Below are 23,439 nucleotides of genomic sequence, written 5' to 3'. Positions count from 1 at the left end.
CAGGCATGATGTTTCATTCACTATCATCTGTCAATAAAAAAATTTCTTTAAGGGTCTTAGATAGATCCCTAGGTGCTTTATCTTGGCCGCCAGTGTATTCTTGAGCACAAAAGTAATCAAGTAAACTCTGCAAAGTACTCTTCAATTGTTTCCTCTCAACTACTTTATCAATCATTCCGTGTTCGAGAAGAAATTCAGATTTTTGAGCACCCTCGGGAAGATCTTCACCAATAACTTGGGCAACGACTCGAGGACCGGCAAAACAGATCAGAGCTTTAGGTTCTGCAATAATCACATCGCCTAAAGAAGCAAAAGAAGCTGTGACTCCTCCGGATGTAGGATTAGTCAAAACAGAAATGTAGGGTAGGCCTGCTTCGTGTAATTTTGCTAAAGCTGCAGAAGTTTTCGCCATCTGCATCAAAGAAAACACAGATTCTTGCATTCTTGCGCCTCCGGAAGCGCAAACAATAATTACGGGAAGCTTTGACACTATCGCCTTCTCTACGAGTCGTGTAAGTTTTTCTCCAACGACAGCGCCCATAGATCCTGCCATAAAATTGAAATCCATGACAGCCAAAGCTACAGGATGTTCGCCTATGGCACAAACACCAACAAGCACTCCTTCACTTTCTGTATTATCTTTTCTAGCCTTAGCTAAACGATTTGGATAAGTATCAGTATCAACAAATTTTAACGGGTCTTGTGATTTAAGATTTGTATAAAGAGGACGCCAGGAATCTTTATCAGCTAGTAGTTTTATCCTCTCAGCCGCTGTAATACGGTAGTGATAAGAGCATTTGGGACAACAATTAAAATTTTGTCCCAATTCATTCGCATGAATCATCTCGTGACAATGCGTGCACTTCAACCAACCGCTAAAACCATCAGCCTTTATCTTTTGCACTTTAATCTTAGGTTTATCATAAGAAAATAAACGCACAAGCCACCCAATCCAAACTTTTTAGCAAGAGCAATTTTAAATTAAAGTTATTAACTCTTCAATTAAAAATACTCTTTTAATTAGTTAATTCAGAAAATCTTTTCTCAATATATCCCCAATTAATTACTCGAGGAATTGCTTTTAAATAATCTAATCTAACATTTTTATACTGGAGATAGTAAGCATGCTCCCAAACATCTACTCCTAGAAGGGGCACCTTACCAGTGGTCGCTTCTAGAGGATCTTGGTTAACTGTTGCATGTAGCATAAGCTCCTGTTTTTTGGGACAAAAAGCTAGCCATGCCCATCCTGATCCTTGAATAGGAGCTGCAAATTCAATAAATTCTTTTAAGAAATTATCGAAAGTTCCCCAGAATTTCTCAATTAGCTTGAGCAATCCATGTTTTGGGGGTACGCCTCCACCACGATCTACTGGAGCCAACATCTCCCAAAATAGAGAGTGATTGATATGCCCACCGCCATTAAAACGTATGGCGGGCTCCAAAGAAATAAGACGTGTAAGATCTTGTTGCGCACCGGCAATATCTAATTTTTTCAAGGCATCATTTAAATTATTTATATAACCTTGATGATGCTTCTGATGATGTAAACGCATAATTTCTGCACTAATCACTGGTTCTAAAGCATCATAATCATAGGGTAATTCAGGTAAAGTATAGGGTACAAAGGTCATAAGGAAGTCCTTCATATCTGTCTTGAGTTTATCAAGAGCATGGTTTGGAAATATTCTATTTCATAACGGACACATTTTGACTCAGATCTCGTATAAAAAAGAGATAGGATGAGAACAAAAATCTAGCCAGCTTTCTGCATCGCCAGTGTAGATGCGCTGCAGATATTACTACAAGGGGATTTTAATTTTATTATTCGGTCTGTAAGGAAGAAAACTTCTCTTTAAATTCGGAAATAAAATTTTCTAATTTTTTCTGACTGTCTTGTTCTCTTTGGACTTGTTCTTGTTTCTTTTCTGCTGCCACATCATAACGATTTACAAGTTCAAAATATAATTTTATTTTAGGCTCTGTACCTGAAGGACGCACTATAATCTTACCCCCACTATCGTAGTAGTAACACAACATGAACATCTTCGGAAGATGGAGTTTATAAGTAGTTCCCGAGGGTGTATTAATTCCTACACCCTGATGATAATTTTCAAATGTTACCACACTGTCCCCTACTAAGGACATAGCAGAAGGATCAAGAGCTGCTAACTTCTCTATTTGCGATTTCATAAAACCTTCTTTATCTGGTTCAAAAGATAAAGAGACTGTTTTATTCATAAAATATCCATGAGTCTCATATAAATCTAAAATGGCTTCTCGAAGAGTTTTTCCTTGAAGCTTTTTCTGCAAAGCAGCTTCTGTGATTAATGCTGATGTACTAATAGCATCTTTATCTTCTACATGCGTTCCATAGAGATAGCCATAGGATTCTTCAGCACCAAACACATATCTTTCTAGTTTATTTCTCCAATCTTCTATTTTCTCTCCAATATACTTAAATCCGGTCCCCACATTCACAATATCGCCGCCATAGAACTTTGTGATTGCGGATAACATTTCTGTAGTTACTAAGCTTTTAACTACCTTGTCTTCTTTACCCAAAGGAGAACGAGCTGACCAACCCTGCAAAATATGATCCGCAAGCAAACAAGCAATTTGATTTCCATTGAATATATATGGACAGTTCTCATCCAAACATACAACTCCCAAACGGTCTGCATCAGGATCTGTGGCTATAAAAATATCATCCTGATTCTTTATCATTTGCTGAATTCCCAAAGTTAGCGCTTCAGGATCTTCGGGATTAGGTAAACGTACTGTAGGAAAACTTCCATCAGGAAGTGCTTGTTTCTCAACAAGCTTGACCATAGGGAAATTCCAATCTTTTAAAACTCGAGGAATCATAGTTACTCCAGTTCCATGGAGTGGAGAATAGCTTACGTGAATCGCTGGTCCTGAAAGACGATTATCTTCAGGATATAGCTGTAATTCATGTACGGTTTTCGTGTACAAAGCCTTATATTCTTCACCTACAATATGAATATAGGGATCTTCTAAAGAATCGACGAGTAAAACTTCTTCAATATCTGCTGATTCTCGAATAATCTCCTGATCTAAAGGAGGCAATACTTGTCCTCCTGAAGCCATATAGACTTTATATCCATTATATTCTGGAGGATTATGAGAAGCAGTAATCATCACTCCTGCTAAAGCTTGCTGAGATCTTACAGTAAAAGAAACTAGAGCTAAAGGTTCAGGATCCTCAAATATAAGTGCGTGGATTTTATTGCCCGCGAGAACTTTCGCAGTTTCCTGAGCGAAATCAAAAGAATGATGTCGTGTATCATAACCGATGACTACGCGAATAGAATCGCCTGGATGAGGATTCTGTTTTTTTAATACTTGTGCCAAACCTTGAGTAGCACGTCGCACTGTGAAGACATTAATTCTATTGGTACCCAACCCCATAGGACTACGCAGTCCTCCCGTACCAAAGGCAAGAGTTTTCCCAAATAGTTCCTCAAGACGCTGTGGGTTGTTTTCTAGAAGCTCAGCTATAGCACCCTCGTCATTTTTTCCAAAATCACTAGATAGCCAAGTCAAGATATTCTTTGCAGTTATAGGGTTGCAAAGAGTTTCTATTTTCTGCGGAAGATGCTTCATAAAAGCTCCTAAAAACAAATCGCGATCTTATGCAGTCATAACATAAAAATAGCTCTAGGCAAACAATTTCGTATATTTATCTAAAAGAGAGAAGTGTCTTTAGGAAATAGGAATCCCTGCAGAAGAAAAACCAAGTAAAAGAGCCGTTTCTCCTTTCTCAGGAAAATAAAGCTCTGTAGGATAGGGTCCAACAAAAAAGACTCCCTGGCCAACTTTATCTCCTGATAAAGATAGGAGTAATTGACAATCTTCTTCCCTTTCGATAACGCTATCTTCAGGGAAAACCCAAAAATCACTAACTAATAATAATCGAGGTCGATGCACAAGATTAGCAGCAAAAATATCCAAATGTCGCTTTTTAACTAAAGCTAGCACTTCAGGAAGGGTGCGGAAAATATTGTCTCTCCAGCGCGCATCTAGTGTATTTTTGGAGACGGATTCCACGAATTGTCTTAGTTTTGTTTCTAGAGCAAAACAATCGTCCGCAGAGACCAGATCTTCGAATAATATACTACCTTGATTTTGAAAATGGCGCAGGTGTTCTAAGTGTAGAACAATCCTCATACTTATCCATTTAAGAGAGTGTAACCAAAAGTACTATAGACTTTAAGCCCTTTTCCGCCTATAAAAAAACTCCGATAACTAATGCGTTATATTTTAATAGGGCAACATTTCATAATTTTATGAATAATCTGATCAACATTAAAGAAGTTGAAGCTAAATTAAATTTTACATTTACTCAACCGAAACTCTTAGTTACTGCTCTCACACATCCTTCTTATAGGAATGAGACTGTGACTATTACCGAAGATAGCGAGCGTTTGGAATTCTTAGGAGACGCCGTGTTATGCTTAATCGTAACCGAACACTTATTCCTATTATTTCCTTCTATGGATGAGGGCACATTGTCCACAGCACGTGCAGCTTTGATAAATGCAGTTTCTTGCTGCCAATATACTGACGCATTAGGATTAGGAGAATACTTACTTATAGGTAAAGGGGAAAGAATTCAAAATGAGCGAGGCAGAACCTCAGCCTATGCCAATTTATTTGAGGCTATTTTAGGAGCTGTTTATCTAGATGGGGGCTTAGCTCCAGCAAGACAAATTACGGTACCTTTGTTGCCTTCAAAAAAGGATATCCTTCCCCTTATGCTTGGAAATCCAAAAAACCGTCTACAACAGCTCACACAAAAACAATTGCGTATGTTACCTGTATACCAATGCACCCCGTGGACATCCCAACAAGGCGCTCCGGGTTACCATATTCGGGTAATAGTCAATGATGAAGTTTGGGGAGAAGGATTTGCCTTATCAAAAAAAGAAGCCGAGAAACTAGCGGCTCAAGAAGCTTTAGATGCCCATGACTACGAAGATAAAAACACAATGGACTTGTAATGAATGCGGAACCAATACACCAAAATGGTTAGGTCAATGTCCAGGATGCCTACAATGGAATACATTTAGTGAAGAATTCGTCTCCCCTTCTCAAAATGGAAGACGTTCTCGATCGCAAGCAACTGCAGTATCTTTAAATACTGTAGAGCTTCGCGAAGAAGAACGTTTATGCATAGGAGAACCCGGATGGGATCGGATTCTGGGTGGTGGTGCCGTTCGTGGTAGTCTTACTCTATTAGGTGGTGATCCAGGAATTGGAAAATCTACCTTACTTTTACAAACATCAGCAAAATTTGCTAATCAAGGTCTTAAAGTTCTCTATGTTTGTGGAGAGGAATCTGTAACGCAAACCTCTTTAAGAGCACGACGTTTAGAAATTTCTAATGCAAACATCTATCTATTCCCCGAAACAAATCTTGATGATATTAAACAACAAATAGCAACACTCAACCCTGATATTTTAATTGTTGACTCTATCCAGATCATATTTAATCCTGCACTGCATTCTTCTCCAGGATCTGTAGCTCAAGTACGAGAAGTGACTTCTGAGCTGATGCATATTGCCAAACAATCACAAATCACAACTTTTGTTATAGGTCATGTAACAAAATCTGGAGAAATTGCTGGTCCTAGAGTCTTAGAACACCTTGTAGATACTGTTTTATACTTTGAAGGTAATTCACATGCCAATTACCGCATGATACGCTCTGTGAAAAACCGTTTTGGTCCTACGAATGAATTGCTTATTTTATCTATGCATACTGATGGATTAAAAGAAGTTACCAATCCTTCTGGCCTCTTTCTACAAAAAAAAATTACAGAAACCACAGGTTCCGTAATTATTCCTATTATCGAAGGATCTGAAACCTTTCTTATCGAAATGCAAGCCTTGGCATCGTCTTCTCCATTTGCAAATCCGATTAGAAAAACCTCAGGATTTGATCAGAATCGATTTTTACTACTCTTAGCTGTTCTAGAAAAGCGCGCTCAAATAAAATTCCATACCGCTGATGTTTTTCTATCCATAGCTGGAGGATTAAAAATCACAGAGCCTGCTGCAGATTTAGGGGCAGGACTCGCAGTAGTGTCATCGCTCTATAATCGCCTTTCTCCTCAAAACTATACATTTACTGGAGAAATAGGTCTAGGGGGTGAAATTCGTCACGTTACTCATCTAGAAAGACGCCTTAAAGAAAGTAGGCTCATGGGTTTTGAAGGCGCTGTAATTCCGGAAGGACAAATTCCGGGATTATCTTCTGAAATTAAAGATTATTTAGATATTCGAGGGGTGAAAAATATAAAAGATGCTATCCGACTGCTACACTGATCCTTTTCTTTCTGATTTTTGCGTGGGACGACGTCCTTTACGTATAGCTTCTCGAAAATCTACCTTGGCACAAGCTCAGGTACACGAATGCGTTCGTCTTCTTCGTTCATGGTTTCCTAAACTTTGGATTCAGATACAAACAGTAAATACTCGTGGAGATAAAGACAAGACTACTCCTCTGCGTCTCGTAGAAAATTCACAATTTTTTACGGATGCTGTGGATAAGCTTGTTCTCCGAGGTAACTGCCATCTTGCCGTGCATTCCGCTAAAGACCTACCCGATCCATCCATCACCTCTGTTGTAGCAATAACAAAAGGTTTAGACCCTTCGGACCTTTTAGTGTATAGTGAACGTTATCTTTGGAAACGCTTTCCCAAACATCCTAGACTCGGGAGTTCTTCTTTGCGTCGGGGAGAAATGCTAAAAACTTTATTTCCTAAAGGACAGATTCTAGACATTCGAGGTACAATAGAAGATAGACTCGAGCAGCTTGAAAGCGGAAAATATGACGCTATCGTTGTTGCTAAAGCTGCTATTATTAGACTACATCTAAATTTACCTTATACTAAAGTGCTTCCTCCTCCTTACCACCCTCTTCAAGGACGTCTAAGCATTACTGCAGCAAAAAATATCGAAGCCTGGAAAAAACTTTTACTCCCATTAAATACCTCGAATATTGTTCAAGACAAACACTTAGTCTCTGTTTAATCTAAAACATATAACTTAAAACTATATCTAAAACAGACTTTGTTAAACGTTATTAGAATATCTCAATCGAAATAGCGCTGATAAATAATGTTGCAATCGTCAATCATAAAATTCATGAGGCAATACGATGTTTACCTCGTACGTTACCCTGCCTACTCATATACACACTACAAACAACAATACTTCTATATCTGTTCCTGCAACAAAAATCACTGTGTGTAAAACCGCATATTTTCCTGAAATTAGCATGCGTTTCTTAGTCTTCCCAATTTCAGGACTCATTTTTACAATTTTTCTAATCTATCGTAGATTCACGGTAATGCGTGATGCCTATTCAATTTTAAATTATATACCCAATAAAAGTTGTGCTGATAAACTTTGCTCTCGTTTGCATCCTAAATACCATCTTCCCCTAATTGCATTCGGAATCTTAGGGGGTATAGGAGCATTAACTCCCTTTCTTATTATCGGAGCTATTCTATGCCTGATCCTAAAGATTTTAAAAAAACTCTATATTTTTATTTGAGTTTATGCTAAAATATTTCCGCTTATTTTTTTCTCTATTGAAACAGATAAACAAAATTCTTGAAAAACGTTATATCTGATCTCTAATAAAAAGAAAATCTTTAGAGAAAGCCTTAAAAATAGTCCTTAATTAAACTTTAAAGAAGGTAATTCCCTTATGCCTCTTACCTCTACACTCATTCCTGCGCATACACATACAAACAAAAATGGTTGCGTATTCAATGTAGAAGGATCCCATGTATTACACGCTCCAAGATATCTAGTTGATCCAGATACCAAATTACACCGAGCTCAAAAGCTTGCTTCCTGTATTCCTATTGTAGGTTTATTGATTACAGGTCGTCTCCTGTATCTAAAATTTTTGATGAATAAGGAATATGCAAAACTAAACTATATTCCTAATCAAGACTGTAGGAATCTAACTTGTTCTAGACTAGATCCAAGTCATTTAAATCTTGCTATCGGTGTTTCTATACTTGGTGGATTAGGTCTTTTATTCCCAATTATAATTCTTCTGGGATCCGTTTTACTGATTATGACTCTCTATTCAAAAATTGCGTCACGCTGCCGTGGTTCTCAATCCTATGGATCATTATAAAATCTATCCCGTGAACAGCTGGTGGGCATTCTTAATAAAAATGCCCTTATCTATTGAATTTGAGTTTTGGATAGGACATTTGAATTAAAGTATTCTTAATAAAAAGTAAGATTCTATCAAATTATTTTTTGATTTCTTTTTGTTAATCTACCTTAACTATTTGTTAAACCGGCTCTCGAAATAACAAGACTGTCTGGATCAAGATTTCTTGTTTTTTAAGGAAATCAATGGAACTAATTTATAAACGTTAATAAAATAGTTTTGTTTTAGTTATAAAACCATAATTCTCATTGAAATATAATTTACTACGAATTTTCTAAATTTTTAATATTAAGTAGGGATTGATGGGAATAGTTCTACTTCCTAGACACATTCACGTGAACGAAAACGGTAGCCCTTGTCAAGCACCTACTGTCATATCCTCTGAGATAATTGATGGTTATCCCGTAGCTCTAGAAGCCATAATGACCAGGCTCCAGCATATTCCTATGGTCTTAATTCCTATCGTAGGGTTGATTTACTCCGGAGTGTTCTACCGAAGATATATTCGAGCTCAGGATACCTTCAAAAGAGAGCATGATTTTACACCGAATACAAAATGCCCTCAATGCCGAGAAACAGTATGGATCATGCGTTTACCCATAATCATTAGTGTTCTGGGTGGTTTAGGATTTATGTTACCTCTACTTATTCTTCTTATTCCGATCCTTTTAATTATTGGCTTATCGAAAGCTGTTTTAGGTATTGGTAAGGGTATAGTGGGAGGAATAAAATACTGCTCAATAAGAAAGCTTGATAACGTGGACATTTAAAACCTATCCGCAAGCTTTTATTAGACACAAGGCTTTAAAGCCATTTCAGGATACTTTGCACGAGAATGCAAAGCACTATAGAGTGTTTTGACCATAGTTTCACAGATGGTCGTAAGCTCGTCTAAAGTTATAGGAGAATCTGCAAATTGTCCGTCATGCATTTTTCCAGACACAATCTTATCTACAAGATCCCGTAAAGCTACCATGCTTGTCCCCTCTAAAGAACGCGCTGCTGCTTCAAATGAATCTGCTATCATAATAATTGTAGATTCTTTAGAGGAAGGTTTTCTTCCTGGATAACGGAAAAGTTCCTCGTCTGAAGCCCCTGTATTAGGATTATTTTGTAAATGACGATGATAAGGAGAAAGAATGACTGATGTGCCGTGATGTTCTTCAATAACACGAATAAAAGAATCAGGAAGACCCGCTTTTCTTGCTAGCTCTACTCCTTCAGGAATATGCCGCATAATCATTTTTGCACTCTCTATCGGAGAGAGACTGCTTTTTGATGTACCAAGCATCTGATGATTTTCAAGGAAGAATCCCGGATTAATCAACTTACCGATATCATGATATTGCGCCACCACACGACAGAAAAGCCCATCAGCATGAATAGCATTAGCTGCGGATTCTGCAAGAATACCCACTAAAACTGAATGCTGGTAAGTCCCAGGAGCCTGTTCGAAGAGTCTCTTTAATAAAGGATAGTCAGAGTCTAAATACGCCAATAAATGATTATGAGTACAAGCGCCAAAAGAAGATTCAAATACAGGAATCAAGGCTCCAACACCTAAAGCAGTAATCAAGCTATAAACAAAGCTTCCTAAACAATCAGCGCGGAAAGCTGTTATAGATGCGGCACCGAAGAACAAACGGAATCCTGTTAAAATTGCTGTAGATACCCACCACAACTTCATACAACACCAAAACAGCGAAGATAGACGCGTTACTCGGCTCAATGTGAATAAAATCCTCCATGAACTTAATAGGTTCATAGCGAGGAACCAACTATTATTCCAAATATCTGATTCTAAAGTATAGAGAACCCCTAAAAATGTACAAGAAGCTCCTGCAAGAGGAATGCCTACAAGATGACCAAGGAGAATAGCTGTAAAAGGAAGAATCAAGGGGTAGGAAAGATAAATCTCCCAACTTTGTGAGCCTAATGCACAAAGAGTCTCGGTAATTTTTACCCCGATCAATGACAGGGAAAAGATAGCAATATAGAGCATAAAACGTTTTGGCGACATCAATAACTCAGGACAAAACGTTACCAACGAACGGTAACCCCAAATTAAAATAACTACCACTAAAAGAAGAACTCCCAAAGCTCCGCGGTAAGAAAATAGCGTTGTTGAGGAGACAAGTTGGTGACGTAAGCAACGAAGGATTTTCGCATCTCTCGCACTAATTCTTTGATACTGCCTTATAATAGAACTTCCTTTTGGAAAATGTTCTAATCTTCGTGTTCCAAGTAAATCTCCTTTAACGTAGCCGGATTTTTCCTTATCAACAGCGATACCTAAAGTCTTCTCTTTTAGATTATCTATAATATGCAATCTACAAGATGCCGGACAATTTTCAGATCTTAAGAAGTTATCTACGTGTGCAACACATTGATGTATAACTTCTCTAGAATCAGTACCTACATGAATTCCCAGCAAACGATCTCTTTCTTTCAGAGCTGAGGGACGTAAATGAAGATCTTGGAGACAGGTTTCGGTAGAATTATCTATAAATCCCACAGCACCAAGAAAATCCTGAGTTTTTTTTAGCCACCGCCGTGTTTCTTCTTCTTCGGGTTCTTCAAAACAAGTGTTTTCAGAAATACGATAGACCTTTCCAAATACTTCAGGAACTTCAGCAGTCTTACTATAAAATGCATGCACGTTCCAACTTATGGAAAAATCGATAGGAGAACTCAGAGATACCTGAGCAATATCCCCCTCCTTATATACAGGAATATGAAGAACTCTAAGATAGATAAAAGAAAATAACGTTAAACCAAAAATACCCGTAATACCAAAATATAAAAGATACCTAGACCACGGCCGATCTATTTCAGCAGTAGTACAGCTACGGTAAGTTTGCCTACGGTCTTCCATTTGCTTGATCATATGCTCAATACAGGATATATCTATTATTTTTTTTAGCTATCACACCAAAGAACAAAACACCATTTTTTATTCAAAACGAGCGCTTCTATCTTTTCACAAATAAACTCTGTCACTTGTAAACAAGAAAACTCTAAAAATTTCATAGCAAATGACATCACTTAAAGCACATTATCATGATTTGCGAACTTTGCTCTATTTTAATTAAGAATCTCATACTATTGACTATAACTTGATATATGACAAAGAAAAATGACGATTTCTCGTGGTACTCCATACCTTACCTAGACAACATCATATTCTATCTAATACACCAATATATTCATTAAAGAGGGACAATTTCCAACTCTTTATACTATAGTAAACATAGAAAAACCTTCCCTAATTGCAAGCTCGTTAGTGAGCGCATTTTTGGGACACCTAGTCTAGGAATCCCAGGAAAAATAGTCACCTGAATAAAATAAAAAACTCCTCGCAAGAATTTTTAGAGGCTCAACAAATGACATCTACAACATATCAAGTTTCTTCTAGAAAGTACCGTCCCCAAACATTTTCCGAAATTCTCGGACAAGATGCTGTAGTTACTGTTTTAAAAAATGCTCTACAATTTCAACGTGTAGCCCATGCTTATTTATTTTCAGGAATTCGCGGAACTGGAAAAACGACCTTAGCCAGAATTTTTGCTAAAGCATTGAATTGTATAGAACCAACTTCTAATAACGAACCTTGCAATCACTGTTGTGTTTGCAAAGAGATTTCTTCAGGAACCTCCCTAGATGTTATAGAAGTTGATGGTGCTTCCCACAGGGGCATCGAAGATATTCGTCAGATCAATGAAGCGGTCCTCTTCACCCCAGCGAAATCACAATATAAAATCTATATTATCGATGAAGTGCATATGCTGACAAAAGAAGCTTTTAATTCTCTGTTGAAGACTTTAGAGGAACCTCCTAGTCATGTAAAATTCTTCTTAGCCACTACAGAACACTTTAAAATTCCTGGAACGATTTTAAGCCGTTGTCAAAAAATGTACTTAAAAAGAATTCCCGAGACAATGATTGTGGATAAGTTAGTATCCATATCTCAAGAAAACTCTATAGAGACTTCTCGGGAAGCTCTTCTTCCTATTGCCAGGGCAGCTCAAGGCAGCCTACGCGATGCAGAATCTCTTTATGATTATGTCATAGGGCTATTTCCTAAATCCTTATCTCAAGAAGCTGTATCTGATGCTTTAGGCGTAGTCTCTCAGGACACTCTATGCACTTTGGCGGAATGTATTCGCACACAAAAATATGCCGAAGCTGTACTGCCAGTGACTACCGCAATAAATTCTGGAGTAGCGCCAATAACCTTTCTTCATGATCTCACTATTTTCTATCGCGATGTGCTTCTCAATAAAGATCAGGTAAATTCCCCTCTATCAACAACAGCGATGCATTATTCTAGTGAATGTTTACTAGAAATCATTGACTTTCTCGGAGAGGCAGCGAAACATCTACAACAAACTATCTTCGAGAAAACATTTTTAGAGACTGTAATTATTCATTTAATTCGGATATGCCAACGTCCTTCTTTAGAAACTCTGTTTTCGCAACTTAAAACATCAACTTTTGACACCCCTAGAAATATCTCCCAACAGCAAGAATTTCCTAAACCCATTATACAACCCGAAAAGCACTATGAAGAACAAAGCTTCTTATCTCCATCTTCAAAATCTCCTATTCATAAAGAACCTTCCTATCAAAAAGAGGCTTCCCCTTCTTTAGCAGGATCAGCTACTATAGATACGCTTTTACAATTTGCTGTTGTTGAGTTTTCAGGAATTTTAACTAAGGAGTAACCATGGGCAGTGGATATGCTAAAAAGAAAAAAGAAGCAAAAATCATGGAGCAGCAATTCCTAGAAATGGAAGCTTCTCTAGAACAAAAACGCTACGAAGGACAAGCAGGTAATGGGCTCGTTTCCGTAGTGATCAATGGCAAATGTGATATTGTTTCTGTAAAAGTACAGCCCACATGCCTTGATCCCGAAGAACCTGAAGTTATAGAAGACCTATTCCGTTCAGCATTTAAAGAGGCCAAAGAAGCTATGGATAAAGAAATGTCTATAATGCGCGCAGGGATGCCTTTCTAAGCTAATAGGGCCTGAACTTCTTCACAGGTCCTTGCTCTTAATAATTTTTCCGTATGTTCTACACAATTACTCAAATTTAAAGAGGCTATTTTCTCTCTTAGCTCTACAATAGCCGGCATAGCAACAGACAATTCCTCAACTCCCAACCCCAAGAAAAATGGTGTTAAAGATAGATTTGCTGCAGCCTCTCCACAAATAGACGTGTAGACATCATGCTGCTTAGCATTAGACACTACATGACGAATCATTCGCATTACCGAGGGATGTAGTGGATTATCAAGGTAATAAGGCAGAGCCCTTTCTCTGTTATTTCCTAAGGTATATTGCATAAGATCGTTGGTGCCTATGGAAATAAAATTACATTCTTGAAGAATCTCATCAATCATCAATACAGCTGAGGGAATTTCTATCATACTTCCCCAGACAATATTTTCTATATTATGATCTTTATTGAATGAACGACGTACATTTTCTAATCGACGTTTCACTTCAATAATTTCTATAACATCGGCTGTTCCGGGAATTAATACCTTTAAAGGACCTAATGCTGAAGCTGTTAAAATAGCCCGAAGCTGATCATTGAGCATTTGAGAATTCTTCAATAAGTAACGTATTGAACGCTCTTGAATAGGATCTTGACCGGGGCATAGCTTATCATCTCCAAAATCAAACAAACGTAAAACAGACACACGCTCTGGAAATAAAGCTAAAGATTTATACACCACAGCTTGTTCTTCTTCCGTAGGCAATCTATCTTCAGCAATCGCCAAAAATTCAGAACGAAATAGCCCAATAGACGTTTGAGGGAAAAATTCTGAAAGCATACGCAGTTCTTCAAGACTAGCAGCGTGAGAAGATACTATTGCATGTGGTGATGCTTGTGGATAGGATTTTACACTGTAAGATTTACTTTTTTGTTTATAACAATTCTCAAGTGTCTTTGATTTAGGATTAAAGATAATCTCACCACGAATACCATCAATGAGCACAAGCTTACCGGAATATTCTTGAATACGTTCCCAATTTTCATCAGAAAAATTTGCTAAATAAGGAATATTTTTTGCTCTAGAAACGATAGCGGTATGCGACGTTGGAGCACCAACTAAGGAAACGAATCCTCGAATATAGGAAGGGTTAGCACTAGCAACTTCTGACGGAGTAAGCTCTTGTGAAAAAACGATGATATTTTGATCTGCGTCGCCTAAAGAACTCTTATGCTGACAACATAAATGACCAATCACACGATTAGAAATATCATGAATATCTTGAACACGATCTACAGCTAAAGGAACTCCTTGTACCGCTGTTAAAGATTCTTCTATTTTCCCCATGACAGAAGAGAAAACGTATTCAGCATTCTTACGATCTTTTCTAATAGTGTTCACCACCTCTTCAGTCAAAATAGGATCTTTAATTATCTCTAAATGAGCCTGTAGTATCGAAGATATCTCTTGTTGACCTTGTTTTCCTTGAACTTCTTGTTCTAAGGCAACAATATCCGATTTAGAACGATTTAATGCTTTATAGTAACGATGTATCTCATGTTCTACTTCCTCTTGGGGTAAGGTAAGTTCATGAATTTGCAAAGGAGAGGTTCCTAGGAAAAAAGCTTTCCCTATGGCCACCCCAGAAACCAAGGTCATTCCGGGAACTCGCCATTCTTCATTTTGTTCTATAGAAGGCGCGGGCGTGTTCATCTACAACTCTCCAAAGCCTGAATCAAAAGCATCCTGCACTTTCTGCAATACTCGATTCGCATCTTTTCCTTTAATACGCACAAAAATCTCTCCATTTTGTGGTGCTCCCAACATGAGTATGCTCATTATACTTTTGGCATTCACTGTTTTCCCTGCGTAGGTAAAGCTTGCTTCGCAATCTTCACCATCAAACAACTTAACAATGGCACCAGCAGGGCGAACGTGTATTCCAGAAGTATTTTTCACAATACATACGCATGTCAGTTCATCATTATCTTGAGAATTCTCAGGAACGTCCATATCCTTGACATCTAACACACGTTCTCTACAGTCATCCACCATATACCTCTTCGCTATGTAAGTAGTTTTCCAACCAAGAAAGGAAAGAAGGATAATGACTTGTAGTTAAATGTAAAAGCTCAATACTTTCTAAATTTCTATGAAATAGACTTTCCTCGCTCAATAATATATTCGGTGAAGGAAAATCCCTACGCACTTCGGGATCAGAAAGAAAACATTGGTAAGCCAAAGGTTCTTCATAGCCATAGAAAGGAAAAATTCCCAAAGAAGCACAATTGTCTTCAGGAGAAATCTTTTTTAAACGCAACAACAGCTCTCGCAATTTATGCTGAACTTTAGCTAGAGAACGGTAGGAAAAAATTCCCTCATCTTCCCATTTTCCAAATCCATTATGAATCGTGAAAAACTTCTGATAATCATTATCCCCTAGTCTAGGAAAGCAATGTCTCTCGATCTCTAATAAAGGAGGTCCGCCTTGAAAGCCACAACGGCCGTCGCTAAAAGTATAGAGCATCTTTGCGTCGTAGGGTTCATTAGCAGAGCGATAAATATAAATATCCAGACTATCTAATAGAGAAAAAAAACGACAAATACCTGGAAATTGATTACCATGAATTCCTAAAACAGTAAGCCAATACTCTTGGCAAAAATCTAACCTGTCCTTTTTTGGTAATCCCATCAGCTCGTACCAGCCTCGGGGCAAACGAGGAGCTTTCTTGGAAATCTCTTCCCAAGAGATTTCTTCACGTAATTGCTCTATAGAATACACTTCGAGTTTGGGAAAAGAATGAACCGATGCTAAAACGTTTTGAAACTTTTTCATTCTCTGTCCTTATTCAAACTTTTTATTCCTTATGGATACAGCTAATTCATTCTTGTCGATACTTTCAACAACAACATCCTCTATTAATCTGCGCTCTCTATTGGCTAACAGGGACTCTAGCGCGTCCCTATCCTGTATGTGGGATATTCCTACTTCTAGCTCTTTCTCTTTTTATTCCAAAACAACAACGCAAACAACAACTCTTTATAGGAATTTGTTGGATTATACCTCTGATAACTCTATCAGCATCTTCTTCTATTCATAAAGGGCAATCATCGGGAAGCTTTATCATTAAGTCTGGAAGAGAAAATAGATATTTTGGAGAAGCTGTTCACCTACAATATCCCTGTGGAAAAAAATACCATCATATTCCTTGTGTTATTCTTATAGACGCACATTTAGAACTAAATAAAAAATACTACATCCAAGGAACGACGCTAGATCATACATCTCAAATTGTTTTTAAGTCTAATGGTTGCTATGAAGAAATACAGCCAACAAAAATAGCATTTATTCAAAATAAATTACGAGAATCATGTCATAAACGCATTTTACATCTATTTTCTCCTGAGGAATCAGGAAAATTTGCCTCTAGCCTTCTTCTTGGCACTCCCTTACCAAAACATTTAAAAGAAATTTTTAAAAATAAAGGACTAGCTCATTTATTTGCTATTTCTGGATGGCATTTTTCCTTATTTGCCTCATCTCTGTTTCTTATTTTCGGTATATTCTCATCAAAAATAAAATATTTACTTACTTTTATTGCTCTTTCGGGACTAACTCTTCTATTTCCCTGGTCTCCTTCGGTATGGAGATCATGGATTTCCCTAGCGCTCATTTGTTTTTCTCCATTTTCTTCAGGATACTGCTCTAGTCTAAATCGTTTAGGAATCGGATGTATTTTGTGTTCTTTAGTATTTTCTCCCCTATCTCCAGCTTTTGCCCTAAGTTTTTTAGCTACTTTGGGTATTTTACTTTTCTTCCCTCATCTATTTCGTTTTTTTTATACACCTTGGAAAGAAATAGCTCCTGAGTATTTGCTTCCCTTTATTCGCTATTTCTGGGGAGCCCTATCTATAGCACTAGCCTCGCAGATCTTTCTCTTTTTCCCTATAGTGAACTTCTTTGGGTATTTTCCATTGGAGGGTCTAATCTATAATCTCTTTTTCCCCTTGCTTATCCTTCCAATTTTCTCTCTAATTCTTTTATCTTTGATTCTTCCATTTGTAGCTCCTGTAACAAAATTTTGTATTTCGTGGATCATTTCACATCCTCTTCTTCATAGTCATAATTTTCTGACATCCCTATCCCCCGTTCCTGTGTCTCCAGAAAAACTTACCCTGATTCTCATTCTTCTATTTTTTCTTGGAGTTAGCCTAGAAAAAACAAAAACAGTAGGAAATCTCTTCCCAACCAACTCTATTTCTGAATTATAGAAAAATTTTTCATTCACAATAAAATTACTGTGTAAAAAATTTTTTTATTGTGAAACCTACGCGCTTTGCTTAAACTAGATAGAAAATACGTAAGTATATCATTGATTATATTCAACTTAAGGCAAGATTGTGTCTACTTCACCCACCAATAATCAAAGCACAAATCCCACTCCAGAAACACCAATTACCTATGTGCATCTTGGGAAATTGAAAATACGGCTTACACGCATTCTGCAGACAATTACTGCATTAGGAATCGCATTAAATATTGGGGGTATTGTTTCCCTATGTTTAGGCTCTTCATTAGCCATTGCCCTACCTCTACTTATTATTGGCATTGCCTTATTGATTCTTACTTGTTTCTTTTTAGCTTCGCGTATAAGAAAACCCTCTCTACCAACACCAGCGCCTTCTTCCCCTCCAATCACACCAAAACCTACAGGAGTTAAACCCGGTGGTACGCCTGCACCCACACCTCCAACGACACCACCAACAAAATCTCCGGTGACAACACCTCCGGTTCCTGTAGAAACTCCAACTCCAGTTCCCGTGGCTACACCTCCCATACGCCCTATTGTTACAGTACGTGTTCCTGAAATTCAAATTCCGGGGTTTTTAGACTTCACACCACAATACATAGCTAATTTGTTAAAAATGCGCTTTGGAGTTACTGGAATACATCCGTCAGGAAGTATTAATAAAAATACGCAATACGTAACGGTACGTAGTAATAGACATAATCTACATATATGCTTCCTAAAAGGACATCCTCTTGAAGATCCGTTCTTAAAGAAAACACATTCTGCAATGCTTGTCCTGACAAATTCTGAAAGAGAGAAGCATTTGCTATTAGGGAGATCCTTAGCTTTAGGTCCGCATATAGAAAAAGTTTGTTGGGATGATATTACGAAACCAGAGTCCACTAAATTCCCTCCAGAATCTGTTGTTGCTGGACCTTGGGTAAATAAAACTAAAGATATTCCACCCACAAGTCACCTCATTTGCGTAAATCCTCCTCTCATCACTCTTACACGTGATGTACATCGCAGAGCGATTAACTTTGAGGATTTCGATTATGAAAGAGAATTCAGAGCTACAGTAAGAATGTATCAAGTCATATTCGGCATCTGTAAAGAAAACGGCATTACTTCGATTCAACTTGAACTTCTAGGATTAAATAATATTGGATCAGATCAAGAAGAATACGAAGCTTGGTACTCAGGATGTGCCCTGGCTTTATTAGAAGCTATCCGTATCGAAGAGGAAACCGAGGGAAGCACGCTCACACATATCACTATAAATAGCAGGACAGAACTTCCTTTACTCTCTGCTTTACAACAAGCGTATAGATCTTAACATGGTGTTCTCCGGATCTCTATAATCTGGAGAACCTTCCCATCTTTTATAAAAAGATTTTTTATAAACCATAAAAACTGACGAAATTCTATTGTGCAAGCCTTTGTAAATGGCTTAAAATATGCTGCCAGAAAAAAAGTATAGCGTTGACTATCTTTAACTTATGGCAATCCCATGTCCACTTCACCTATAAATAATCAAAGTCTGTGTTCAGTTAATCCAACTGCAACTACTTACATACATTTAGGGAATATAAAACTACCACTCATACAGATTATACAAACGATTTCTGCTTTAGGAATGGCTTTGAACCTTGGAGGTGTCATAACCCTGGCTTTAGGTTCTTCATTAGCAATTGCTCTACCATTATTAATTATTGGCTTTGCTCTACTTATTCTTAGCTGTTTCATTTTATTAACATGCCTAAAAAAACCTCATGTAGCCCCAATCCCTTCTGTAGAGACAGAGTACATCACACCACCGATATCTCCTGTAGTAAAAAAACCACCAATACCAATAGAAACGCCAAAGACTACTCCAGTGGCCACACCTACGCAACATCCCATAGAAATCTTTATTCCCGAACCTGAAACCCCAAATTTTTTAGATTTCACACCTGAGTATACTGCTCATCTTTTACAAACACGCTTTGAACTTACTGGTATATATCCTGCAGGACGTATGAATAAAAATACGGAGTATGTGACTATACGGAGTAAAAATACTGATCTCAATGTATGTTTCTTAAAAGGGCATCCCTTGGATGATCCATTCTTAAAAAAAACGAATTCCGCAATACTTGTTCTGACAAATGCGGATAGACAGTTGCATCTTTTAGTAGGAAGATCGCTCACTTTGATGGGACAGATAGAGGAAAAATGCTGGAACAAGATCACCAAGCCACACTCTAAGAAATTCCCACCGAGAACTATTGTTTCCGGATCTTGGGTAAATGTATTGGGAGCTCCTCCTGCAAGTCATCTCATTTGTGCTAATCCCCCAGACATTCTCCTTACAAACGAAGTGGACAATAGATTAATTACCTTTACGGATTTCAATTGCGAAATAGAATTCCAAGCTGCTGTAAGAATGTATCAAGCCATATTCAGGATCTGTAGAGAAAATGAAATAACCTCTGTACAGATAGAACTCGTAGGATTAAATAACATTGGCTCACATCAAGAAGAATACGAAGCATGGCATTCAGGATGTTGTCTGGCTTTATTAGAAGCTATACGTCTGGAAGAAGAAAATAAATTCAGAACACTTATCCATATTACTGTAAATAGCCTCTCAGAGTTGCCTCTTAGCCTATCTTTGCAACAAGCTTACCAACCTGAAACATTGTTTGGCATGCTAACCAAATGGCTATCTTTTTCTAATTAACAACAAGAATTTATAAAAAATTCTTATCACTATCAAAAATTTTATTGTTAAGCTCCTTTGCTTATTTTACAATTTTACGACTATATCTCTGATTGTATTTATCTTAGGACTTCTTTATGCCTTTAATTCACCATCATGTGAAAAATCAAACCTTAAGCACTTCTTTAAGGTTATCAGAGGCATATGTAAGCCTATGCAATTTAAAAATAAAAACATTGCATATCATACAAGCAATAGCCGCTTTAGGGTTGGCATTTTTACTAGGAGGTATACTAGCTCTATCTGTAGGGCAATGTTTTGCTTTTTCCTCTCCTCTACTCGCTTTAGGAGCTGTTTTCCTTATCCTTAGCGGTCTGATTTTAATAATGGTAAGAAAACGTCTTTTGTCCATTTCCATACCAACTTTCTTAGATCTCACATTATCGGGTGTTGCAAAACGCTTGAAAAACACTTATGCCTTAGGCTTAGTGCTTCCCTATTCAAATAAAATTAATAAGAATACGGAATATATCTTTGTAAGCAATCCGAAGACCGGTATGCAGCTATCCTTTTATAAAGGACATCCTATAAATGACCCTCTATTAAAAAATAAAAGTTCCGCGATTGTGCTCTGCACAAACTCTGAAAGAGATTCCACTTATGTAATTAATAGAACATTAGCATTAATTGGACGTATAGAAAAGGAATGTTGGAATGATATTACAAAACCTAATTCCACGAAATTTCCCCCGGGTTCTATAGCTTATGGACCCTGGATAAATAAGTCTCAGGAAAGAGCTCCCGCTTCTCATTTGATCTTTATCAACCCACCTACTATTGAAATTCTTCTCCATACTAAGCGGTTACAAAAAGCCATTACCTTTCAAGATTTCAACCACAAGGAAGCTTTTAAAAATCTCGTGGATGCTTATCTAAAATGCTTCCGTATTTGTAGAGAAAATAAAATCACCTCATTGCAGCTTGAACTTCTAGGATTAAACGATATTAGTTCGCATCAAGAAGAATACGAAATGTGGTATTCTCAGTGTGCTTTAGCCTTACTAGAAGCTATACGTATAGAAGAAAAATGCAAAGAACGGACGGTAAAACAAATTACCGTAAACCACCAAAAAGAACTCCCTTTGCTGTCTATCTTACAAAAAGCTTACAACAATTAGAATTCAGCTAAGCTTTTTGCTGCTTGAAGAATTTTCTCCTTCTGAGGAAGAACTTCATTTTCCAGTATCTTTGAGTACGGAACAGGAGCATGTAATCCAGCAACGCGACGGATAGGAGCATCAAGATAAGAATATGCCTGTTCGGCTACAGTCGCAGCAAGTTCACTACCGAATCCACAAAACTCTGAAGCCTCATGAGCAATAAGAAGTTTCCCTGTTTTCTTCACAGATTCTAAAACCGTAGCGAAATCACAAGGAACTATTGTTCTTAGGTCTATAACCTCTACAGAAATATCTAAAGATGCTAATTCCTTAGCGACTTCCATACTCATAACCAATGACATTCCCCAGGAAACAATCGTTAGATCCGAACCTGAATGGGTAATCGCCGCTTTACCAAAAGGTAAAACATAATCCGAAGAAAATACTGGACAGGCACTAAAAATACGTCGTTGATATAACGCCTTATGCTCTAAAAAGACCACAGGATTAGGATCACGAATAGCGGCCTTTAATAAAGCTTTTGCATCCGCAGCATTAGATGGATACGCAACTTTAATTCCTGGGCAATGTGCTAAAAATGCTTCTATACTTTGAGAATGATAGGGACCACCCTGTATATACCCTCCACAAGGAGCTCTAATAACCAAAGGGACTTCCCACTCTCCTGCGGAACGGTAGTAAATACTAGAAGCTTCAGAAAATAACTGGTTAATTCCTGGCCAAATATAATCAGCAAATTGAATTTCAGCAACAGGCTTATGAATACCATCCATAGCCATACCAATTGCAGTTCCTATAATTGTAGCTTCTGCTAGCGGTGTATTAAAACAACGTTCTACACCGAATTTATCAGTAAGATTTCTTGTAACACCGAAAACCCCACCTTTATCCCCGGCAACATCTTCACCGAAAACAACTACTCCCGAATCTCTGTTCATTTCTTCAATCAACGCTTCCGTAATTGCATCGCGCATTACTTTTGGTTGCGTATCACGTAAACGCTGAGCTTCTAAAGAATCTTCATAATCAATTAGAGAAATTGTATGTGGAGAAAATACGTCATGACTTGTAGAACCTTTGCTGGGGAAAGGCATCCCCTCAGCAAGTTCACAAGCACGAGAAATTTCTGCCTCAGCCTCGGCTTTTATTTCCAAGATCTCAGCAGATGAAATACCGCATTCTTCTATCATCTGTCGTTCTAAACGAATTAGAGGATCGTTACTTATGCAATGGTCTAAATCTTCACGACTACGATATTTCTCATGATTATCAGAGTTGCTATGTGGCTCTAAACGCATAACTTTGATAAGAATTAAAGCGGGAATAGAAGCATGTCTAGCTTGATCCACAGCTTTAGAAAATGCATCCACTAAACCGAAGTAATCACCACCATCCACTTCATATACCGAAAGACCTTGATAACTTTCCCCTAAACGAACCAAATCCGTAGAGCATTGATCTTTAAAAGGAACAGAAATCGCCCAAGCATTATTCTGGACTACTGTAACTAACGGCAACTTATGTAGAGCAACATAATTTAACATCTCATGGAATTCTCCTTGAGATGTAGATCCGTCTCCTCCAGAGACATAGACTACTTCTTTAGATTTTGTATGTTTCGCAGCCCAAGCTCGTCCCGCAGCCTGAAGAAATTGTGTACCGACAACACTAGACTGACAACAAATACGCAATTTTTTGTGGGAATAGTGGTAGGGCATCATCCTACCAGAAGAGTGATTAGGAGCTAATCTTGCAAGAAAAGAAGCAAAGATCTCAGCAAAATCACATCCGAGCCCTATAGGGAATCCTTGATCTCTATAATAAGGGAAAGACCAATCTTTGCCCGGTATGAGACTCTTTCCTGCGATAACTCCTGCAAGTTCGTGACCAGCACAGGATAACTGAAAAGTTCCTCCAGAATCGCTTTGTCGAGAAAGAAGGAGCATTTTGTTCTCAGCAAATCTCAAACTCCAGACTAATTTCAGAACTTCCTTAATAGAAGATCCTAGTTCATGCTGTATCGCTACCATATCTGCTCC

The 23,439-nt window shown here is 37.8% G+C and carries 21 protein-coding genes; 12 read left to right on the top strand and 9 right to left on the bottom strand.

The genetic code is table 11. The features are described from left to right. Positions 1 to 13: 13 nt before the first annotated feature. The 4 genes from accD to H9Q19_RS04190 form a co-directional block, all read right to left on the bottom strand. Positions 14 to 940 carry an acetyl-CoA carboxylase, carboxyltransferase subunit beta gene (accD, locus tag H9Q19_RS04205; protein WP_213240609.1) on the bottom strand — a complete coding sequence of 309 codons (927 nt, stop codon included), beginning with the start codon at positions 938 to 940 and terminating at the stop codon, positions 14 to 16. Positions 941 to 1,016: 76 nt separating this feature from the next. Then, positions 1,017 to 1,634 (bottom strand): superoxide dismutase, encoded by a 618-nt coding sequence (locus tag H9Q19_RS04200; protein ID WP_213240607.1) that lies wholly within the window; start codon positions 1,632 to 1,634, stop codon positions 1,017 to 1,019. Between the two features lie 190 nt (positions 1,635 to 1,824). Next, a complete protein-coding gene (locus H9Q19_RS04195; RefSeq protein ID WP_213240605.1) occupies positions 1,825 to 3,627 on the bottom strand; it encodes a phospho-sugar mutase in 1,803 nt (600 codons plus the stop codon). 99 nt (positions 3,628 to 3,726) lie between these two features. Beyond that, positions 3,727 to 4,191: a DUF5070 domain-containing protein gene (locus H9Q19_RS04190; RefSeq protein WP_213240603.1), complete on the bottom strand. Its 465-nt coding sequence runs from the start codon at positions 4,189 to 4,191 to the stop codon at positions 3,727 to 3,729. A 119-nt stretch (positions 4,192 to 4,310) separates the two neighbouring features. On the opposite strand from H9Q19_RS04190, the gene rnc reads away from it, so the two are divergent. From rnc to H9Q19_RS04160, 6 genes are all read left to right on the top strand, one after another. Next, positions 4,311 to 5,024, top strand: coding sequence for a ribonuclease III (gene rnc, locus H9Q19_RS04185; protein WP_213240601.1), 714 nt, complete (start codon positions 4,311 to 4,313; stop codon positions 5,022 to 5,024). Continuing rightward, positions 4,990 to 6,351, top strand: a complete 1,362-nt coding sequence (radA, locus tag H9Q19_RS04180; protein WP_213240599.1) for a DNA repair protein RadA — start codon at positions 4,990 to 4,992, stop codon at positions 6,349 to 6,351. Before rnc ends, radA begins: the two co-directional genes overlap by 35 nt. After that, on the top strand, positions 6,329 to 7,060 hold the full coding sequence (locus tag H9Q19_RS04175; RefSeq protein ID WP_213240596.1) for a hydroxymethylbilane synthase: 732 nt from the start codon (positions 6,329 to 6,331) through the stop codon (positions 7,058 to 7,060). Before radA ends, H9Q19_RS04175 begins: the two co-directional genes overlap by 23 nt. A gap of 127 nt (positions 7,061 to 7,187) precedes the next feature. Beyond that, entirely contained in the window at positions 7,188 to 7,586 is a 399-nt protein-coding gene (locus H9Q19_RS04170; RefSeq protein ID WP_249324512.1) for a hypothetical protein, read from the top strand. A gap of 156 nt (positions 7,587 to 7,742) precedes the next feature. Then, complete coding sequence (locus tag H9Q19_RS04165) at positions 7,743 to 8,183, top strand: hypothetical protein (protein WP_213240594.1); 441 nt, start codon at positions 7,743 to 7,745, stop codon at positions 8,181 to 8,183. A 344-nt stretch (positions 8,184 to 8,527) separates the two neighbouring features. Beyond that, positions 8,528 to 8,995, top strand: a complete 468-nt coding sequence (locus tag H9Q19_RS04160) for a hypothetical protein (RefSeq protein ID WP_213240592.1) — start codon at positions 8,528 to 8,530, stop codon at positions 8,993 to 8,995. 20 nt (positions 8,996 to 9,015) lie between these two features. On the opposite strand, the gene H9Q19_RS04155 is transcribed toward H9Q19_RS04160, so the two are convergent. Continuing rightward, positions 9,016 to 11,112, bottom strand: a complete 2,097-nt coding sequence (locus H9Q19_RS04155; RefSeq protein ID WP_213240589.1) for an HDIG domain-containing metalloprotein — start codon at positions 11,110 to 11,112, stop codon at positions 9,016 to 9,018. A 496-nt stretch (positions 11,113 to 11,608) separates the two neighbouring features. Between H9Q19_RS04155 and dnaX the strand changes: the two genes are divergently transcribed. Beyond that, positions 11,609 to 12,949, top strand: a complete 1,341-nt coding sequence (dnaX, locus tag H9Q19_RS04150; RefSeq protein WP_213240587.1) for a DNA polymerase III subunit gamma/tau — start codon at positions 11,609 to 11,611, stop codon at positions 12,947 to 12,949. Between the two features lie 2 nt (positions 12,950 to 12,951). Beyond that, positions 12,952 to 13,242, top strand: coding sequence for a YbaB/EbfC family nucleoid-associated protein (locus tag H9Q19_RS04145; protein ID WP_213240585.1), 291 nt, complete (start codon positions 12,952 to 12,954; stop codon positions 13,240 to 13,242). Here H9Q19_RS04145 and ptsP read toward each other — a convergent pair. From ptsP to H9Q19_RS04130, 3 genes are read right to left on the bottom strand one after another with little or no spacing between them, the layout of a single operon-like run. Next, positions 13,239 to 14,939: a phosphoenolpyruvate--protein phosphotransferase gene (gene ptsP / locus H9Q19_RS04140; protein WP_213240583.1), complete on the bottom strand. Its 1,701-nt coding sequence runs from the start codon at positions 14,937 to 14,939 to the stop codon at positions 13,239 to 13,241. The genes H9Q19_RS04145 and ptsP overlap by 4 nt on opposite strands. Continuing rightward, entirely contained in the window at positions 14,940 to 15,239 is a 300-nt protein-coding gene (locus H9Q19_RS04135) for an HPr family phosphocarrier protein (RefSeq protein ID WP_249324533.1), read from the bottom strand. 31 nt (positions 15,240 to 15,270) lie between these two features. Then, positions 15,271 to 16,062, bottom strand: a complete 792-nt coding sequence (locus tag H9Q19_RS04130; RefSeq protein WP_213240579.1) for a hypothetical protein — start codon at positions 16,060 to 16,062, stop codon at positions 15,271 to 15,273. Here H9Q19_RS04130 and H9Q19_RS04125 point away from each other — a divergent pair. The 4 genes from H9Q19_RS04125 (at position 16,035) to H9Q19_RS04110 (ending at position 21,397) form a co-directional block, all read left to right on the top strand. After that, positions 16,035 to 17,498 carry a ComEC/Rec2 family competence protein gene (locus H9Q19_RS04125; protein WP_213240577.1) on the top strand — a complete coding sequence of 488 codons (1,464 nt, stop codon included), beginning with the start codon at positions 16,035 to 16,037 and terminating at the stop codon, positions 17,496 to 17,498. The two genes, H9Q19_RS04130 and H9Q19_RS04125, sit on opposite strands and share 28 nt — an antisense overlap. A 129-nt stretch (positions 17,499 to 17,627) precedes the next feature. After that, positions 17,628 to 18,854, top strand: a complete 1,227-nt coding sequence (locus H9Q19_RS04120) for a macro domain-containing protein (RefSeq protein WP_213240575.1) — start codon at positions 17,628 to 17,630, stop codon at positions 18,852 to 18,854. Between the two features lie 174 nt (positions 18,855 to 19,028). Further along, positions 19,029 to 20,240 carry a hypothetical protein gene (locus tag H9Q19_RS04115; protein ID WP_213240573.1) on the top strand — a complete coding sequence of 404 codons (1,212 nt, stop codon included), beginning with the start codon at positions 19,029 to 19,031 and terminating at the stop codon, positions 20,238 to 20,240. Positions 20,241 to 20,356: 116 nt separating this feature from the next. Beyond that, positions 20,357 to 21,397, top strand: a complete 1,041-nt coding sequence (locus H9Q19_RS04110) for a macro domain-containing protein (RefSeq protein ID WP_213240571.1) — start codon at positions 20,357 to 20,359, stop codon at positions 21,395 to 21,397. On the opposite strand, the gene H9Q19_RS04105 is transcribed toward H9Q19_RS04110, so the two are convergent. Then, positions 21,394 to 23,430: an alpha-ketoacid dehydrogenase subunit alpha/beta gene (locus tag H9Q19_RS04105; protein WP_213240569.1), complete on the bottom strand. Its 2,037-nt coding sequence runs from the start codon at positions 23,428 to 23,430 to the stop codon at positions 21,394 to 21,396. The two genes, H9Q19_RS04110 and H9Q19_RS04105, sit on opposite strands and share 4 nt — an antisense overlap. Positions 23,431 to 23,439 lie beyond the last annotated feature (9 nt).

Source organism: Chlamydia crocodili, assembly GCF_018343815.1.
In the GTDB taxonomy this organism is placed as follows: Bacteria; Chlamydiota; Chlamydiia; order Chlamydiales; family Chlamydiaceae; genus Chlamydia; species Chlamydia crocodili.
The sequence above is the reverse complement of the archived record's forward strand: the minus strand, read 5'-3'. Positions and strand labels throughout refer to the sequence as shown.

Excerpts from the sequence above, each read along its gene's own strand:
- H9Q19_RS04200 (WP_213240607.1), bottom strand. The coding sequence starts at position 1,634 with ATGACCTTTGTACCCTATACTTTACCTGAATTACCCTATGATTATGAT.
- H9Q19_RS04195 (WP_213240605.1), bottom strand. The coding sequence starts at position 3,627 with ATGAAGCATCTTCCGCAGAAAATAGAAACTCTTTGCAACCCTATAACT.
- H9Q19_RS04190 (WP_213240603.1), bottom strand. The coding sequence starts at position 4,191 with ATGAGGATTGTTCTACACTTAGAACACCTGCGCCATTTTCAAAATCAA.
- rnc (WP_213240601.1), top strand. The coding sequence starts at position 4,311 with ATGAATAATCTGATCAACATTAAAGAAGTTGAAGCTAAATTAAATTTT.
- radA (WP_213240599.1), top strand. The coding sequence starts at position 4,990 with ATGACTACGAAGATAAAAACACAATGGACTTGTAATGAATGCGGAACC.
- H9Q19_RS04175 (WP_213240596.1), top strand. The coding sequence starts at position 6,329 with ATGCTATCCGACTGCTACACTGATCCTTTTCTTTCTGATTTTTGCGTG.
- H9Q19_RS04170 (WP_249324512.1), top strand. The coding sequence starts at position 7,188 with ATGTTTACCTCGTACGTTACCCTGCCTACTCATATACACACTACAAAC.
- H9Q19_RS04165 (WP_213240594.1), top strand. The coding sequence starts at position 7,743 with ATGCCTCTTACCTCTACACTCATTCCTGCGCATACACATACAAACAAA.
- H9Q19_RS04160 (WP_213240592.1), top strand. The coding sequence starts at position 8,528 with ATGGGAATAGTTCTACTTCCTAGACACATTCACGTGAACGAAAACGGT.
- H9Q19_RS04155 (WP_213240589.1), bottom strand. The coding sequence starts at position 11,112 with ATGATCAAGCAAATGGAAGACCGTAGGCAAACTTACCGTAGCTGTACT.
- dnaX (WP_213240587.1), top strand. The coding sequence starts at position 11,609 with ATGACATCTACAACATATCAAGTTTCTTCTAGAAAGTACCGTCCCCAA.
- H9Q19_RS04145 (WP_213240585.1), top strand. The coding sequence starts at position 12,952 with ATGGGCAGTGGATATGCTAAAAAGAAAAAAGAAGCAAAAATCATGGAG.
- ptsP (WP_213240583.1), bottom strand. The coding sequence starts at position 14,939 with ATGAACACGCCCGCGCCTTCTATAGAACAAAATGAAGAATGGCGAGTT.
- H9Q19_RS04135 (WP_249324533.1), bottom strand. The coding sequence starts at position 15,239 with ATGGACGTTCCTGAGAATTCTCAAGATAATGATGAACTGACATGCGTA.
- H9Q19_RS04125 (WP_213240577.1), top strand. The coding sequence starts at position 16,035 with ATGCTAAAACGTTTTGAAACTTTTTCATTCTCTGTCCTTATTCAAACT.
- H9Q19_RS04130 (WP_213240579.1), bottom strand. The coding sequence starts at position 16,062 with ATGAAAAAGTTTCAAAACGTTTTAGCATCGGTTCATTCTTTTCCCAAA.
- H9Q19_RS04115 (WP_213240573.1), top strand. The coding sequence starts at position 19,029 with ATGTCCACTTCACCTATAAATAATCAAAGTCTGTGTTCAGTTAATCCA.
- H9Q19_RS04110 (WP_213240571.1), top strand. The coding sequence starts at position 20,357 with ATGCCTTTAATTCACCATCATGTGAAAAATCAAACCTTAAGCACTTCT.
- H9Q19_RS04105 (WP_213240569.1), bottom strand. The coding sequence starts at position 23,430 with ATGGTAGCGATACAGCATGAACTAGGATCTTCTATTAAGGAAGTTCTG.